Raw genomic sequence first — 15179 nt, 5'->3', positions numbered from 1 at the left:
GGGGCGAGCCGTTATATTGGCTCCATGAAAAATAGGGGCAGGAGCGCCATGCGCTCGATACAAGGCGTGCTTGTTCTCATCCTGGCGCTGTTCAGCAGCGCCGCGATGGCCTTGGGGCTGGGCGACATCCGCGTGCTGTCCAAGCCGGGCCAGCCCTTTCTGGCGGAGATCCCGATCATTTCCAGCGATCCGGGGGAGCTGGAAAACGCCACGGTTGGTCTGGCTTCGCCGGTCACCTTCGAACGTGTGGGCCTGGCCCGCCCGCAAGGACTGGTCAGCGAGTTGCAGTTCCAGTTCGCGCAGGACCGTGAGGGACGTGCGGTCATCCGCGTTACCAGCGCCGCGCCGGTACAGGTGCCGGCGCTGGGCTTCCTGATCGAAGTCGATTGGGGCCAGGGGCGGCTGGTGCGCGAATATTCGGCATTGGTGGCCGCGCCGGAAACCGCCACCGCGGTGGCCGAGCCGGTGATTGAAGCCCCGGCGGCGGCACCTTCCAACCTGATCGTGCGCGAGCCCGAACCGCTGCGCGAAGCGCCGCTGCCCAACGCACCGGCGGCTCCCGCCGCGGCGCCGGCGACGCCAGCTCCGGCGCCCGCGCGTCCGGCGGCGCAGGTGCCGGGCCAGCTGGCGCCGGTACAGCGTGGCCAGAGCCTGTCGCAGGTCGCCAGGGAACTCTCGCGCGAAAGCGGCACTTCGCTGAACCAGACGATGGTGGCGCTGATGCGCGCCAATCCGGAGGCCTTCATCCGCGGCAACATCCACCTGCTCAAGCAGGGCGCGGTGTTGCGTACGCCATCGCAGGAAGAGTTGGCACGGGTGGATGCGGCCGAGGCACGGGCCATGGTGCGTGAGCAGACCGCGCAGTGGCGGCAGGCTCGCGCGCCGGTTCCGCAGCCGGCGGTCGCCGATGCCGCCGCACAGCCGGCGCGTTCCGCTTCTCCGGCGGCCGCGGCCACCGGCGCGCGGCTGGAGATCGCCGCGGCGGCCGCCGGTGCACAACAGACCGCAGGAATGACAACCGGCCTCGACGCCGGGGGCGAGGGTGACATGCTGGCAAATGAACAACTGCGGCAGGCCAAAGAAGATCTGGCCACGCGTGATGCCGAATTGCAGGAACTGCGTGATCGCGTCGGTGAGCTGGAGAAACTGCAACAGCAGCAGCAAGCGCTCATCGCGATGAAGGATTCGGACCTGGCGGCCGCCCAGATGCGACTGGCCGAGGCCGGCAGGCGTGAGGACGGGGCTTCATTGGGCTGGTTGTGGTTGGGTCTCATACTGGTGGTGGTTGCCGCGCTGGGCTGGTGGCTGGCGCGCCGTCGCAAGCCGCTGCCGCCTGCCCCGCGCCGCGACTTTGGTGCCGACGGGCTGGTGGCGGCGATGCCGGTGATGGGCATGGCCGCCGATCAGGTGGACGATCAGAGCGCAGATGTCGCCCGGGGGCGGGATTCCGGGGCTGAAGCGGTTATGGTCCAGCCAGTGGCAGAAGACCACGTCGCGGTGCAGCCGGACGCCTATGAAGAGCCGATGCCGGCATGGCTGAGGGGCGGTCCGGCGATCTATGCCGAGCCGCTGCCGCCGACTGTTGAGCCGGCGCCCGCGGCGCTGGGGGAGGCCTCGCCCCCGGTGGTGGAAGCGCCCGAGCTGTCGGCGATAGTGCAAGCGGAAGTACCCGAATCGGCCTGGGATGCGGCTGACACCGCGCCGGTGGCGCCCCTGAGCCCGGCACCGGCCGGTCGCGAGCGGCTGGAGCTGGCCATCGCCTATCTGGACCTGGGGGACGCGGAAACCGCGCGCACGCTGCTGGGCGAAGTGATGCAGGGCGGCGATCCGCAGGCGCGGGACGAAGCGCTGGAACTGCTCGGCCGGATGCGGTGACGGAGGTTGCGATGAAGCGCGAGCGTGGTATCGATTACGTGGAATTTGCCTCATCCGACCCGGCCGCCAGTCGCCGCTTCTTCGAGCAGGTGTTCGGCTGGCAGTTCGAGGACTACGGCCCGGACTACACCGCGTTCGATGACGGCCAGCTGCAGGGTGGTTTCTTCCGCGGCACGCCGGTGACCACCAGCGCCGGCGCGCCGCTGGTGGTGCTGTATGCGGCGCAGTTGGCGCCGGTGCAGGCCGCGGTGCTGGCGCATGGCGGCGAGGTGGTGAAGCCGGTGTTCGTGTTTCCCGGCGGCCGCCGCTTCCAGTTCATCGAGCCCGGTGGCAATGAGCTGGCGGTGTGGTCCGAGCGCGACAGCGACTGACCGCGCCGCGATATCCGCGGTAGCGAAATTCCAAGAGGTTTGACGATGCGTTACGCGCTGGGCGTGGAGTACGACGGCAGCGAGTTCAAAGGCTGGCAGCAGCTCGGTGAGAGCGGCTGTGCCAGCGTGCAGGCGACGTTGCAGGATGCGCTGTCCTCGGTGGCGGACGCGCCGATCCATGTGGTCTGTGCCGGCCGTACCGATGCCGGCGTGCATGGCGAATGCCAGGTGGTGCATTTCGACAGCGAGGTTGCGCGCACGCCGCGCGGCTGGATGTTGGGAACGACTACACGGCTGCCGCCCTCGGTCTGCGTGCGCTGGTGCGTGCCGGTCGACGAGGAGTTCAACGCCCGTTTCTCGGCCCGTGCGCGTCGCTACCGCTACCGGCTGATGAACCGGCAGGTCCGGCCCGCACTGTACCGGCAGACCCTGAGCTGGGAGCGGCGGCCGCTGGATGCCGATGCGATGCACCGGGCCGCGCAGGCGCTGCTGGGCGAGAACGATTTCAGCTCGTTCCGCAGCGCGCAGTGCCAGGCGTTGCACGCACGCCGTGAGCTGCAGGCGATCTCGGTCCGCCGTCATGGCGAGGTGGTGGAGGTCGAAGTGCAGGCCAATGCGTTCCTGCACCATATGGTGCGCAATATCGTCGGCTCGCTGCTGATGGTGGGGGCGGGCGAGAAGCCGGAAAGCTGGATCGCCGACGTGCTGGCGGCCCGTGATCGCAATCAGGCCGGGCCCACCGCGCCGCCGCAGGGGCTGGTGTTCGTCGGTCCGCTGTATCCTGAGCACTGGCAATTGCCGGCCGAGGTGACGCTGTGAGTCGCACGCTGTTCCGTACCCGCATCAAGTTCTGCGGCATGACCCGCGCCGGTGACATCCGCCTGGCCAGCGAGCTGGGGGTGGACGCGATCGGCTTCATCTTCGCCAAAGGCAGCGTGCGCCGGGTGGCGCCAGCCGAGGCGCGCGCGATGCGCCAGGCGATCGCGCCGATGGTGGACGTGGTGGCGCTGTTCCAGAACAACAATCGCGAGGAAGTGCGCGAGGTGCTGCGTGCGGTGCGGCCCACCGTGTTGCAGTTCCATGGTGATGAGGACGACGGTTTCTGCCGCAGCTTCAACATGCCGTACCTGAAGGCGATCGCGATGGGCGGTGGCACCGAGATCACCGCACGCGGGCTGCAGCAGCTGTATCCGCATACGGCCGGCTTCCTGTTCGACAGTCACGCGGTCGGCGGCAGTGGTGGCACCGGAGTCTCGTTTGACTGGTCGCAGATTCCGCCGGGCGTGCATCGCCCGTTCCTGCTGGCCGGCGGTCTCCGCCCGGAGAACGTGCACGACGCGATCCTCGCCACCCAGCCGTGGGGCGTGGATGTGTCCAGCGGCATCGAGTCGGCGCCGGGTCTGAAGGACGGTTACAAGATGCGCCAGTTTGTCGAAGAGGTGCGCCGTGCCGACATGGCCGCCGACGACACCACCGAGGCGGGTTCAGCCCTGTAACTGGCGCTGCAGCCACTGTGCCAGCAGTTCCACGCGCGGGTCGTCGCCACGGGTGGTGCACAACCCCCAGCTGCCGTCGGTATCGACAAAGCCCCACGGCGCGACCAGCCGGCCACGGGCCAGCTCTTCGGCCACCAGCGGCTGTGGGGCGATGGCCACACCGAGCCCGGCGACGGCCGCTTCCAGCAGGTAATAGAGATGCTCGAAACCGGTGCCGTAGTGCAGGCGCTGGTGATCGATACCGTTGCGCATGGCCCAGGTTGGCCAGGCCTGCGGGCGCGAGCGGGTGTGCAGCAGCGCGTGCTCGTGCAGGGCGCCGGGCGGCTGCTGTGCCAGTAGCTGCGCGCCGGGCATGGCCGGGCTGAACACCGGCCCGATCCGCTCCTGCGCCAGGGTGTGGACCTTCCAGCCCGGCGGCCACGGCGCCTGGCCGAGCATCAGGGCGGCATCCAGGCCTTCCAGGCGCGGGGTGAAATCGCCTTCCTGCGCGGCCAGGTGCAAGGTCAGCTGCGGCAGGTCGTGCTGCAGGTCGGGCAGGCGCGGAATCACCCAGCGGGCGAGGATGCTGCCGGGGCAGCCAAGCACGAACGCCGCGTCGCGTTGTGGCCGGCGCAGCGCCGCCGCGCAGTCACTGATCTGCGCAAAGGCCGCCGAGCTGGCCTCGAGCAGGCGATGACCTGCGGCACTGGGGCGGATGCCACGGCCATCGCGTTCGAACAGGGCCAGCCCCAGCTCCTCTTCCAGTGCCCGCAACTGGCGGCTGACCGCGCCGTGGGTGACGTGCAGTTCCGCTGCGGCCAAGCTGACGCTGCGCAGCCGTGCGGCGGCCTCGAAAGCACGCAAGGCATTGAGTGAGGGCAGGGCGCGATCGTCTTTCATGGCGCACGTCTGACCGCCACGGATGGCGGGAATGCCGGTTTTGCAGGAGCAAAAGCCGGCCCTGCGCCACCCTTCGGGCGTTTTTGTCGTGAGAAACGACTGTCCTGCTGTTTTTTCATGTGAGTTTTTCTAACACATGAATCAGGATTTATCGATATTCATGTCAGCTTGGCTGGGCTAGATTGCAGTCCTGTTCCTTGTTGCCGTGATTGCCATGACCGCCTCGCCGATCGACGATTTCCACGCCTTCCCGGACGCCCGGGGCCACTTCGGCCGCTATGGCGGCAGTTTTGTCGCCGAAACGCTGGTTGGCCCGCTGCAGGAGCTGGCCGCCGCTTACGACCAGGCGCGGGTTGATCCGGCCTTTATCGCCGCCTACGACAAGGATCTGAAACACTACGTTGGCCGGCCGAGTCCGATCTACCATGCCGAGCGTCTGAGTCGCGATGTGGGCGGTGCGCAGATCCTGCTCAAGCGCGAGGACCTCAACCACACCGGCGCGCACAAGATCAACAACACCATCGGCCAGGCGCTGCTGGCCGCGCGCATGGGCAAGACCCGCATCATCGCCGAGACCGGCGCCGGCCAGCACGGTGTGGCCTCGGCGACGGTGGCCGCGCGGCTGGGCATCGAGTGCGTGGTCTACATGGGGGCCACCGATATCGAGCGGCAGAAGATCAACGTCTACCGGATGAAGCTGCTCGGGGCGACGGTGGTGCCGGTGAGCAGCGGTTCGGCCACGCTCAAGGATGCGCTCAACGAGGCGATGCGCGACTGGGTGACCAATGTGCGCGACACCTTCTACATCATCGGCACCGTGGCCGGTCCGGACCCCTATCCGCGCATGGTGCGCGACTTCAATGCGATTGTCGGGCGCGAGGCGCGCGCGCAGATGCTGGAGGATTACGGCCGCCTGCCCGACGCGATCACCGCCTGCGTTGGCGGCGGCTCCAACGCCATCGGCCTGTTCCACGCCTTCCTCAACGATCCTGAAGTGAAGATCTACGGTGCCGAGGCGGGCGGTGATGGCATCGCTACGGGTCGCCACGCCGCGTCGATATCGGCCGGTCGGCCGGGTGTGCTGCACGGCAATCGCACCTATGTGCTGTGCGATGACGATGGCCAGATTACCGAAACCCATTCGATTTCCGCCGGTCTGGATTACCCGGGCGTCGGTCCGGAGCATGCGTTCCTGGCCGACACCGGTCGCGCCCAGTACGTGGGCATCACCGACGAGGAAGCGCTGGCCGCCTTCCATCGCCTGACCCGTACCGAGGGCATCCTGCCGGCGCTGGAATCCAGCCATGCGGTGGCGCAGGCGATCAAACTGGCACGCGAACTGCCCAAGGATGCGCTGGTGCTGTGCAACCTGTCCGGCCGCGGCGACAAGGATGTGCACACTATCGCCGCGCGTGAGGGGCTGGTGCTGTGAGAGCCGCCGCGATGCGAGCTCCGTTGCTGATCGGCCTGGCCGTGGCATTGACGGCGTGCACGCCTTCTGCGACACCGCGGGCGGCGACGGCGTCCGCCGCGTGTGTATCACCGGAAGGGGATTGCGCCACCTGGACCGGCAACGCCGCCCGCGTGGCCCTGCGCCTGGAAACACTCCATGGTCTGCTGACCCCGCTTTACTGGGGCCAGCCGGACGCGGTTGAACTGATTGAAGGATGTGCCTGAGATGTCCGTAACCCGAATTGACGACTGCTTCGCCCGCCTGCGTGCCTCCGGTCGCAAGGCGCTGATTCCTTTCATCACCGCCGGCGATCCTTCGCTGGAGGCGACCGTGCCGGTGATGCATGCGCTGGTCCAGGCCGGCGCCGATGTGATCGAGCTGGGCGTGCCGTTCTCCGATCCGATGGCCGATGGGCCCACGATCCAGCGCAGCTCCGAACAGGCGCTGGCACGCGGGGCTGGGCGGCAATATGTGCTGGATACGGTGGCGCGCTTCCGCCAGACCGATGTGACCACGCCGGTGGTGCTGATGGGCTATCTCAACCCGGTCGAGATCCGTGGCGCTGTCCGTTATGCACAGGAGGCGGTCGCCGCCGGTGTGGATGGCGTGCTGCTGGTGGATCTGCCCCCGGAAGAGGCCGAGGATATCCGGGCAGCCTTCACTTCCGCCGGCTTGGCGCTGATCCTGCTGGCGTCGCCGACCAGCAGCCCGGTCCGTCTCGATGCCTTGTGCGAAGCGGCGCAGGGGTACCTGTACTACGTGAGTTTCGCCGGCGTCACCGGTGCCTCCGAACGACTGGACAGTGCGGCCGCGGGCGAGCGCCTGCGGCTGTTGCGGGCCGGTGCGAAAGTGCCGGTGGTGGCCGGTTTCGGTATCAAGGACGCCGCCAGTGCGGCGGCGATGGCGGTGGATGCCGATGGCGTGGTGGTTGGCAGTGCGCTGGTGGCGCGAATGTCTGCCGCGGCCGATCCAGCTGGGGCCGCGGCATTGGCGGGCGAGTTCCTGCGGCCGTTGCGCGCGGCGCTGGATGGCGCTGGCTTGAGCCCGGGCAGGCCGGTTGCCCGCGCCCCGTGTAAGGAGTGAAACGTACGCGGGGGTAGGGTTTGCGTCGTCCGGGCATAGGCCCGGATGTGTGCAGGCGGGGGGCGCCACCGTCGCAGGGGTGAGCTAGACTGTGGGCCCTGTCGCGGCCGCAAGGTCGCCCTGAACGGAACCGTCACCCCGCATGAGTTGGCTCAGCAAGTTGATGCCGTCCGGCATCCGTACCGACAACACGCCTTCCAAGAAACGCAGCGTCCCCGAGGGCCTGTGGGAAAAATGCAGCAGCTGCGGCGCGGCCCTGTACCGCCCGGAACTGGAAGAGAATCTCGAGGTCTGCCCCAAGTGTGGCCATCACATGGCCATCCGCGCCCGCGCGCGCCTGGCCTCGTTGTTTGATGCCGACAGCACCACCGAGATCGCCGCCCGCCTCGGGCCGACCGACGTGCTCAAGTTCAAGGACCAGAAGAAGTACGCCGAACGCATCAAGGCCAGCCAGAAGAACACCGGCGAGTACGACGCGCTGGTGGCGATGCGCGGCCTGCTGAAGGGCCGCCCGCTGGTGGCCTCGTCCTTCGATTTCGCGTTCATGGGCGGTTCGATGGGGTCGGTGGTCGGCGAGCGCTTCTCGCTGGCTGCGGAAACCGCACTTGAGCTGGGTTGCCCGTATGTGTGTTTCTCCGCCAGTGGCGGCGCGCGCATGCAGGAAGGCCTGTTCTCGCTGATGCAGATGGCCAAGACCTCGGCCGCGCTAGGCAAGCTGCGTGACGCGGGGTTGCCGTATATCTCGGTGCTGACCCATCCCACCACCGGGGGCGTGTCGGCCTCGTTCGCGATGCTCGGCGATATCAACATCGCCGAGCCGCACGCACTGATCGGCTTTGCCGGCCCGCGCGTGATCGAGCAGACCGTCCGCGAGAAGCTGCCGGAAGGCTTCCAACGCTCGGAATTCCTGCTCGAGCATGGCGCCATCGACCAGATCTGCGACCGTCGCGAAATGCGTGACCGCCTGGCCGAGCTGCTGGCGATGATGATGCGACAGCCTGAGAACGAAGACGAAGCGGCCTGATGAGAACACGCAAGTATTTCGGCACCGACGGCATCCGTGGCCGGGTCGGCCAGGGCGTCATTTCCGCTGATTTCGTGCTGCGTGTGGGCAATGCGCTGGGGCGGGTGTTGCTCGAACGTACCGGGCGCCGGCCGACCGTGGTGATCGGCAAGGACACCCGCATCTCGGGCTACATGTTCGAGGCGGCGCTCGAGTCCGGGCTGGTAGCCGCGGGGGCCGATGTGCAGCTGCTGGGGCCAATGCCGACCCCGGCAGTGGCGTTTCTGGCCCACACGCTGGGTGCCGACGCCGGCATCGTCATCAGTGCCTCACACAATCCGCATCACGACAATGGCATCAAGTTCTTCTCCGGTGAAGGCGAGAAGCTCGACGATGCCACCGAGCTGGCGCTGGAAGCGGCACTGGAGGCGCCATTTTCTACGGTTGAGTCCGACCGGTTGGGCAAGGCAATGCGTGCCCGCGACGCGGTCGGCCGCTATATCGAGTTCTGCAAGGTCAGCGTGCCGCGCGATTTCTACCTGCGCGGGCTCAGGATCGTGCTGGACTGCGCCCATGGCGCGACCTACCACATCGCGCCGCTGCTGTTCCGTGAACTGGGGGCCGAGGTGATCGCCATCGGTGCCGAGCCGAACGGCATCAACATCAATGACGGGGTGGGGTCCACCCATATCGACAACCTGGCGCGCAAGGTTGTCGAGGTGGAGGCCGATCTGGGCATCGCCTTCGACGGTGACGGCGACCGTGTGCTGATGGTGGACGATACGGGCGCCGCCGTGGACGGTGATGGCCTGCTCTATATCCTGGCCAAGGCCTGGCAGGCCAGCGGTCGTTTGCGTGGGCCGGTGGTCGGTACCTTGATGACCAATTACGGGCTGCAGCAGGCGCTGGAACGGCTGGACATCCCGTTCGTGCGGGCCAATGTCGGTGATCGCTATGTGCATCAGGCGCTGGTCGAGGGCAAGGGCGTGCTGGGGGGCGAGGCGTCGGGACATATCCTGTGCCTGGACCGGGCCACGACCGGTGACGCCATCATCAGTGCGTTGCAGGTGCTGGAAGTGCTGGGAAGTGCCGGCCAGACCCTGCGCCAGGCGGGCGCGGGGCTGGTGATGGTGCCGCAGAAGACCATCAATGTGCGCTTGGAGTCGGGGGCGCGCGAAGTGGTCAGGAGCGCGCCGGTGCAGGCGGCGCTGGCCACGGCGCAGGCGGCGGTTGCCGGACGGGGCAGGGCGTTCCTGCGGCCGTCGGGCACCGAGCCGGTGGTGCGGGTCACCGTCGAGGCCGACCAGGCCGGGTTGATGACGGACACGCTCGAAGCACTGGCCGACGCCGTCCGTTCGGCTGCCGCACAGGTTTGAGCTGGATCATGGTGTTGCTGTCGGGGTCCCGGTTCCAATAGCCGGCGCCCCGTTTCCTTCTCTGGAGTAGTTGAATGAGTTCCCGTATTCCCACCCTCGACATCACCCGTTTCGATACCGACCGTGACGCCTTCGTGGCTGAGCTGGGCGCGGCGTATCGCCAGTGGGGGTTTGCCGGTATCCGCAATCACGGTATCCCGCAGGCCGAGATCGATGCCGCCTATGAGGCCTTCAAGGCGTTCTTTGCGCTGCCGGAGGCTGTGAAAAAGCAGTATCACCTGGCCGGTGGTGGTGGTGCTCGCGGTTACACGCCGTTCGGGGTCGAGACCGCCAAGGGTTCCAAGCATTTCGACCTGAAGGAGTTCTGGCATATCGGCCGTGAGATTCCGGACGATTCCAAGTACCGCGAAGTGATGCCGCCGAACCTGTGGCCGAGTGAAGTGCCCGGCTTCAAGGAGTACGGGTACGGTCTTTACCAGAAGCTGGACCAGCTGGGCGCGCGCGTGCTGTCGGCGCTGGCGCTGCACATCAGTCTGCCGGAGGACTATTTCGCCGACAAGACCAACAACGGCAACTCGATCCTGCGGCCGATCCACTACCCGCCGATCACCACCGACGACATCCCCAATGTGCGTGCCGGCGCCCATGGCGACATCAACTTCATCACCCTGCTGGTCGGCGCCAGTGCCGCCGGCCTGGAAGTGCAGTCGCACGAAGGCGAGTGGGTGCCGTTCACCTCCGATGCCGACACCATCGTGGTCAATATCGGCGACATGCTGCAGCGCCTGACCAACCACGTGTACCCGTCGACCATCCATCGCGTGGTCAATCCTCCGGGTGAATTGGCCCGCCAGCCGCGCTACTCGGTGCCGTTCTTCCTGCATCCGAATCCGGATTTCCTGATCGATGTGCTGCCTTCGTGCGTTAGCGCGGAGAATCCGAGTCGTTACCCCGAAGCGATTACGGCCCATGGCTTCCTGGAAGAACGCCTGCGCGAGATCAAGCTGAAGTAACGCGTTGGCCGGCCGGTCTGTCCGGTGCGGCTCCGCCACAACGCCGTCGCGGCCTGCGGGTCCGGCGGCGTTTGTGCATGTTGTCCCGGATTGTCCGGTGTTGTCCTGTCGATGGCCGCAATTCGGCTATCCTTCGCCCACCTTTTTACGGGGAGTCATTCCTGAATGCGCCAGAAGATCGTTGCCGGTAACTGGAAGCTGCATGGCAGCCGTCAATTCGCCACCGAACTGGTGGGGCAGGTGGCCGCTGGCCTGCCGCTTGAGGGGGTGTCGCTGGTGATCTTGCCGCCACTGCCGTATCTGGGCGATCTGATCGAGGACTTCGAGGGCACGGAACTGGCATTCGGGTCGCAGGATGTCAGCAGCAACGAAAAGGGCGCCTATACCGGCGAGGTCTCCGCCGCCATGCTGGTGGATGTCGGGGCAACGCATGGGCTGGTAGGGCACTCGGAGCGCCGCCAGTACCACAACGAAAGCAGTGAGCTGGTGGCACGGAAGTTCCTGGCGGCCATCCATGCCGGACTGATCCCGGTCTTGTGTGTCGGTGAGACGCTGGAGCAGCGTGAGGCCGGTCGGACCGAGCAGGTGATCGCCTCGCAACTGGCGCCGGTCCTGGATCTCGCCGGAGTCGATGCATTTGCCAAAGCGGTGGTGGCCTATGAGCCGGTCTGGGCGATCGGTACCGGAAAGACCGCGACGCCAGAGCAGGCGCAGGCCGTGCATGCGTTCATTCGTGGCGTAGTGGCCAAGGCCGATGCTAGAATCGCTGATTCGTTGTCGCTCCTTTATGGTGGCAGCGTCAAGCCCGACAATGCTGCAGAGCTGTTTTCACAGCCTGACGTCGATGGCGGGCTGGTAGGTGGCGCTTCGCTGGTGGCGGCTGATTTTCTGGCCATCGCGAGAGCAGCGGCCGGTCGCTAATCGGGTGGAATTGTCCGGGACGGATTTCAAATGCTGATGTTGATCCTCAATGTGGTCTATGTGCTGGTGGCGGTCGCGATGATCGCGCTGATCCTGATGCAGCGTGGCTCGGGTGCTGCAGCTGGCTCGGGATTTGGTGCGGGTGCGTCAGGTACGGTGTTCGGCGCGCGTGGCGCCTCGAATTTCCTATCCAAGAGTACCAAGTGGCTGGCGGTGGTGTTTTTCGGTATCAGCCTGTTCATGGCCTGGTATGCAAGCCACGGCGCGCGTCCGGCGGGTGAGGGGCTCGGGGTCATGTCCCAGGCGGTAGCGCCGGCAGTGGCTCCTTCGGTGCCCGTGGGTGAGTTGCAGGCGGTGCCGCAGGTGGCGGCAGTGGGTGATGTGCCGCAGGCGGCCGCTCCCACGGAAAATATTCCGGTCCAGAGTGAAGAAAAGCCCGTCGAGGGCGCACAGAAAGACTGAAGACGGTTACAATACGCGGCGCACTGCAAAACAGTTGCGCTGACGTAAGCCCAGGTGGCGGAATTGGTAGACGCACTACCTTGAGGTGGTAGCGACGAGAGTCGTAGGGGTTCGAGTCCCCTCTTGGGCACCATTAGTATTTGCGGGTTCGCGGGGCGCGTTGGCGCCCCGTCATCACATTCCCGACAATCACCCATGCCGCGGCGCCCGCAGGTGCCAAGGCAGAGGCAAGAGAGAATCGCTGTGCTGGCCGAATATTTGCCGTCTCTGCTGTTTCTGATCGTCGCCACCGGTATCGGTATCGCGCTGATGCTGATCGGCCGGTTCCTCGCTCCGCGTAGCCCGGACAGTCAGAAGCTTTCGCCGTACGAGTGCGGCTTCGAGGCGTTTGAGAACGCGCGCATGAAGTTCGACGTGCGCTACTACCTCATCGCCATCCAGTTCATCGTCTTTGATCTGGAAATCATCTTCATCGTGCCTTGGACCCAGGTCTTCATGGAGCTGGGCGCCCGTTCGCTCGTCACTATGGGGCTGTTCGTAGGCATGCTGTTCCTCGGCTTTATCTATGTGTGGAAGAAGGGAGCGCTGGAATGGGAGTGATTCAAACTCTCGACGGCCTGATGAACAACCCGATCCCGGAAGGGCGGGTCGACGACATCCTGCGGCCTGAAGGCGACAATCCGCTGCTCGAGAAGGGCTATGTGACCACCAGTGTCGATGCGCTGTTGAACTGGGCGCGTACCGGCTCGATGTGGCCGATGACCTTCGGTCTGGCCTGCTGTGCGGTGGAGATGATGCACGCCGGTGCGGCGCGTCTGGATCTGGACCGTTACGGCATCGTGTTCCGCCCGTCGCCGCGTCAGTCGGACGTGATGATCGTGGCCGGCACGTTGGTCAACAAGATGGCGCCGGCGCTGCGCAAGGTCTATGACCAGATGCCGGATCCGAAGTGGGTCATATCGATGGGCAGCTGCGCCAACGGTGGCGGCTACTACCACTATTCGTATTCGGTGGTCCGTGGCTGTGATCGCGTGGTGCCGGTGGACGTGTACGTCCCGGGTTGCCCGCCGACCGCCGAGGCGCTGGTGTACGGCATTTTGCAGTTGCAGAAGAAGATCTGGCGCACCCAGACCATCTCTCGCTGATTTCCCTTTCAAATCAAGAGCACGCCAGCCCCCATGGCCCAGCAAGCACATTCATTGATCGATCGACTTCGCGCCCGTTTTGCCGGTGCGCAGGTCTTCGTGATCGAACCGCGCGGCGAAGTTACGTTGGAGGTGGCTGCGGCCGACTGGCACGCAACCGCCTTGGCGCTGCGTGACGAGTTCGGCTTCGAGCACCTCACCGATCTTTGCGGCGTCGACTATCTCGGCTACGGCAGTGACGAGTGGGATACCTCGGACGTGTCCTCGCACGGCTTCAGTCGTGGTGTGGAAGGAAAGAGCACGGGCCGCTTTGCCTGGGGCGAGTTCCCCAGTCATGAGTCGACCGCTGGGGCGATGCCTGACGCCATGCCGAAGCAGCGTTTTGCCGTGGTTGCCCAGCTGCGTTCCTACCAGCACAACCAGCTGCTGCGCATCCGCTGTTTTGCGCCGAACGAAGAGTTGCCGGTGGTCGCTTCGTTGACCAGCGTCTGGCCGGGTGTGAACTGGTTCGAACGCGAGGCGTTCGATCTGTTCGGCGTGATTTTTGAAGGGCATCCGGACCTGCGTCGGATCCTGACCGACTATGGTTTCGTGGGCCATCCGTTCCGCAAGGATTTCCCGCTGATCGGCAACGTCGAAGTGCGTTACGACGAAGAGAAGAAGCGCGTGATCTATGAGCCGGTGACGTCGGTTGAACCGCGCGTCGGCGTGCCACGCGTTATCCGCGACGACGCTCGCTTCCAGACCGCGGAAGGCGAGCGCGCGCAGACGGAGGCAAGCAAGTGAGTGAGTTCAAGCAGGCCTCGCAGGCCTTCGCCAGCAATCCTGTTGAAGCCCAGCAGGAGATCCGCAACTACACGATGAACTTCGGTCCGCAGCATCCGTCTGCTCACGGTGTGTTGCGTCTGATCCTTGAGATGGATGGCGAGACCATCATGCGCGCCGATCCGCATATCGGCCTGCTGCATCGTGGTACCGAAAAGCTGGCCGAATCCAAGCCGTTCAACCAGTCGATCGGCTACATGGATCGCCTGGATTACTGCTCGATGATGTGCAACGAGCATGCCTATGTGCGTGCCATCGAGAATCTGGTCGGTATCGAAGCGCCGGAGCGGGCGCAGTACATCCGTACCATGTTCGACGAAATCACCCGCATCCTGAACCACCTGATGAACATCGGCACCGGTGCGCTGGACCTGGGTGCGATGGCGGTGATGTTGTACACCTTCCGTGAGCGTGAAGAGTTGATGGACTGCTACGAGGCCGTTTCCGGTGCTCGCATGCATGCAGCCTATTACCGCCCGGGTGGTGTCTATCGCGACCTTCCCGATGCGATGCCCAAGTACAAGGAATCGCGCTGGCACAAGGGCAATGCGCTGAAGCGTCTGAATGCTTCGCGCGAGGGTTCGATGCTCGACTTCCTGGAGAATTTCACCAATGAATTTCCCAAGCGTGTCGACGAATACGAAACCCTGCTGACCGACAACCGCATCTGGAAGCAGCGTACCGTCGGTATCGGCGTGATCACGCCCGAACATGCGATGGCATGGGGCATGACCGGCGTGATGCTGCGTGGTTCGGGTGTGGCCTGGGATCTGCGCAAGAAGCAGCCCTACGCCAAGTACGATGCGGTGGATTTCGACATTCCGCTCGGCACCAATGGCGATTGCTATGACCGCTACCTGGTCCGTGTTGCCGAGATGCGCGAATCCAACCGCATCATCAAACAGTGCGTGCAGTGGCTCAAAGCCAATCCCGGTCCGGTGATGGTCCAGAACTTCAAGGTCGCGCCGCCCTCGCGCGCGGAAATGAAGGACGACATGGAAGCGCTGATCCATCACTTCAAGCTGTTCAGCGAAGGCTATTGCGTGCCAGCCGGTGAGACTTACGCGGCCGTCGAGGCGCCGAAGGGCGAATTCGGTTGCTATCTGCTCTCCGATGGTGCCAACAAGCCGTTCCGCGTGCATCTGCGCGCGCCTGGCTTCGCCCATCTGTCCTCGCTCGACTCGGTCGTGCGTGGTCACATGCTGGGTGACGTGGTGGCGATGATCGGTACCTACGATCTCGTGTTCGGTGAGGTCGACCGGTAATGCCGGTGAACT

16 protein-coding genes and 1 tRNA gene are annotated in these 15179 nt (G+C 65.5%); 16 read left to right on the top strand and 1 reads right to left on the bottom strand.

What is annotated here, in order from left to right; genetic code table 11:
* Nucleotides 1-24: 24 nt before the first annotated feature.
* Genes ARC78_RS00270 through ARC78_RS00255 form a run of 4 tightly spaced genes read left to right on the top strand, consistent with a single transcriptional unit; the run spans nucleotide 25 to nucleotide 3742 of the window.
* Nucleotides 25-1875, top strand: a complete 1851-nt coding sequence (locus ARC78_RS00270) for a type IV pilus assembly protein FimV (RefSeq protein WP_057505475.1) — start codon at nucleotides 25-27, stop codon at nucleotides 1873-1875.
* 11 nt (nucleotides 1876-1886) lie between these two features.
* Nucleotides 1887-2246: a VOC family protein gene (locus ARC78_RS00265; RefSeq protein WP_054660349.1), complete on the top strand. Its 360-nt coding sequence runs from the start codon at nucleotides 1887-1889 to the stop codon at nucleotides 2244-2246.
* A gap of 45 nt (nucleotides 2247-2291) precedes the next feature.
* Complete coding sequence (gene truA / locus ARC78_RS00260; RefSeq protein ID WP_054660351.1) at nucleotides 2292-3065, top strand: tRNA pseudouridine(38-40) synthase TruA; 774 nt, start codon at nucleotides 2292-2294, stop codon at nucleotides 3063-3065.
* Nucleotides 3062-3742 (top strand): phosphoribosylanthranilate isomerase, encoded by a 681-nt coding sequence (locus ARC78_RS00255; RefSeq protein ID WP_057505474.1) that lies wholly within the window; start codon nucleotides 3062-3064, stop codon nucleotides 3740-3742. The genes truA and ARC78_RS00255 overlap by 4 nt, the downstream gene beginning before the upstream one ends.
* On the opposite strand, the gene ARC78_RS00250 is transcribed toward ARC78_RS00255, so the two are convergent.
* Nucleotides 3731-4621 (bottom strand): LysR family transcriptional regulator, encoded by an 891-nt coding sequence (locus tag ARC78_RS00250; RefSeq protein WP_057505473.1) that lies wholly within the window; start codon nucleotides 4619-4621, stop codon nucleotides 3731-3733. The two genes, ARC78_RS00255 and ARC78_RS00250, sit on opposite strands and share 12 nt — an antisense overlap.
* 214 nt (nucleotides 4622-4835) lie before the next feature.
* Between ARC78_RS00250 and trpB the strand changes: the two genes are divergently transcribed.
* From trpB to ARC78_RS00190, 12 genes are all read left to right on the top strand, one after another.
* Nucleotides 4836-6053 (top strand): tryptophan synthase subunit beta, encoded by a 1218-nt coding sequence (gene trpB, locus ARC78_RS00245; protein WP_054660338.1) that lies wholly within the window; start codon nucleotides 4836-4838, stop codon nucleotides 6051-6053.
* Nucleotides 6054-6299: 246 nt separating this feature from the next.
* Nucleotides 6300-7157, top strand: coding sequence for a tryptophan synthase subunit alpha (trpA, locus tag ARC78_RS00240; protein ID WP_057505472.1), 858 nt, complete (start codon nucleotides 6300-6302; stop codon nucleotides 7155-7157).
* 142 nt (nucleotides 7158-7299) lie between these two features.
* Nucleotides 7300-8181 (top strand): acetyl-CoA carboxylase, carboxyltransferase subunit beta, encoded by an 882-nt coding sequence (accD, locus tag ARC78_RS00235; RefSeq protein WP_054660516.1) that lies wholly within the window; start codon nucleotides 7300-7302, stop codon nucleotides 8179-8181.
* Nucleotides 8181-9536: a phosphoglucosamine mutase gene (gene glmM, locus ARC78_RS00230; protein WP_057505471.1), complete on the top strand. Its 1356-nt coding sequence runs from the start codon at nucleotides 8181-8183 to the stop codon at nucleotides 9534-9536. The genes accD and glmM overlap by 1 nt, the downstream gene beginning before the upstream one ends.
* Before the next feature lie 74 nt (nucleotides 9537-9610).
* The gene (locus tag ARC78_RS00225; RefSeq protein ID WP_057505470.1) at nucleotides 9611-10549 is read left to right on the top strand and encodes an isopenicillin N synthase family dioxygenase; all 939 of its coding nucleotides are present in this window, start codon (nucleotides 9611-9613) and stop codon (nucleotides 10547-10549) included.
* Between the two features lie 165 nt (nucleotides 10550-10714).
* The gene (tpiA, locus tag ARC78_RS00220) at nucleotides 10715-11470 is read left to right on the top strand and encodes a triose-phosphate isomerase (protein ID WP_054656925.1); all 756 of its coding nucleotides are present in this window, start codon (nucleotides 10715-10717) and stop codon (nucleotides 11468-11470) included.
* Nucleotides 11471-11500: 30 nt separating this feature from the next.
* Nucleotides 11501-11932 carry a preprotein translocase subunit SecG gene (gene secG / locus ARC78_RS00215; RefSeq protein ID WP_054656927.1) on the top strand — a complete coding sequence of 144 codons (432 nt, stop codon included), beginning with the start codon at nucleotides 11501-11503 and terminating at the stop codon, nucleotides 11930-11932.
* Nucleotides 11933-11980: 48 nt separating this feature from the next.
* Nucleotides 11981-12065, top strand: a tRNA-Leu gene (locus ARC78_RS00210).
* Between the two features lie 110 nt (nucleotides 12066-12175).
* Complete coding sequence (locus ARC78_RS00205) at nucleotides 12176-12532, top strand: NADH-quinone oxidoreductase subunit A (RefSeq protein ID WP_054656929.1); 357 nt, start codon at nucleotides 12176-12178, stop codon at nucleotides 12530-12532.
* Nucleotides 12523-13077 carry a NuoB/complex I 20 kDa subunit family protein gene (locus ARC78_RS00200; protein WP_054656931.1) on the top strand — a complete coding sequence of 185 codons (555 nt, stop codon included), beginning with the start codon at nucleotides 12523-12525 and terminating at the stop codon, nucleotides 13075-13077. Before ARC78_RS00205 ends, ARC78_RS00200 begins: the two co-directional genes overlap by 10 nt.
* Nucleotides 13078-13110: 33 nt before the next feature.
* Entirely contained in the window at nucleotides 13111-13863 is a 753-nt protein-coding gene (locus ARC78_RS00195; protein ID WP_054656933.1) for an NADH-quinone oxidoreductase subunit C, read from the top strand.
* Nucleotides 13860-15167 (top strand): NADH-quinone oxidoreductase subunit D, encoded by a 1308-nt coding sequence (locus tag ARC78_RS00190; protein WP_054656935.1) that lies wholly within the window; start codon nucleotides 13860-13862, stop codon nucleotides 15165-15167. The genes ARC78_RS00195 and ARC78_RS00190 overlap by 4 nt, the downstream gene beginning before the upstream one ends.
* Nucleotides 15168-15179: the final 12 nt, after the last annotated feature.

This window comes from Stenotrophomonas pictorum JCM 9942 (assembly GCF_001431585.1).
Classification (GTDB): Bacteria; Pseudomonadota; Gammaproteobacteria; order Xanthomonadales; family Xanthomonadaceae; genus Stenotrophomonas; species Stenotrophomonas pictorum.
The sequence above is the reverse complement of the archived record's forward strand: the minus strand, read 5'-3'. Positions and strand labels throughout refer to the sequence as shown.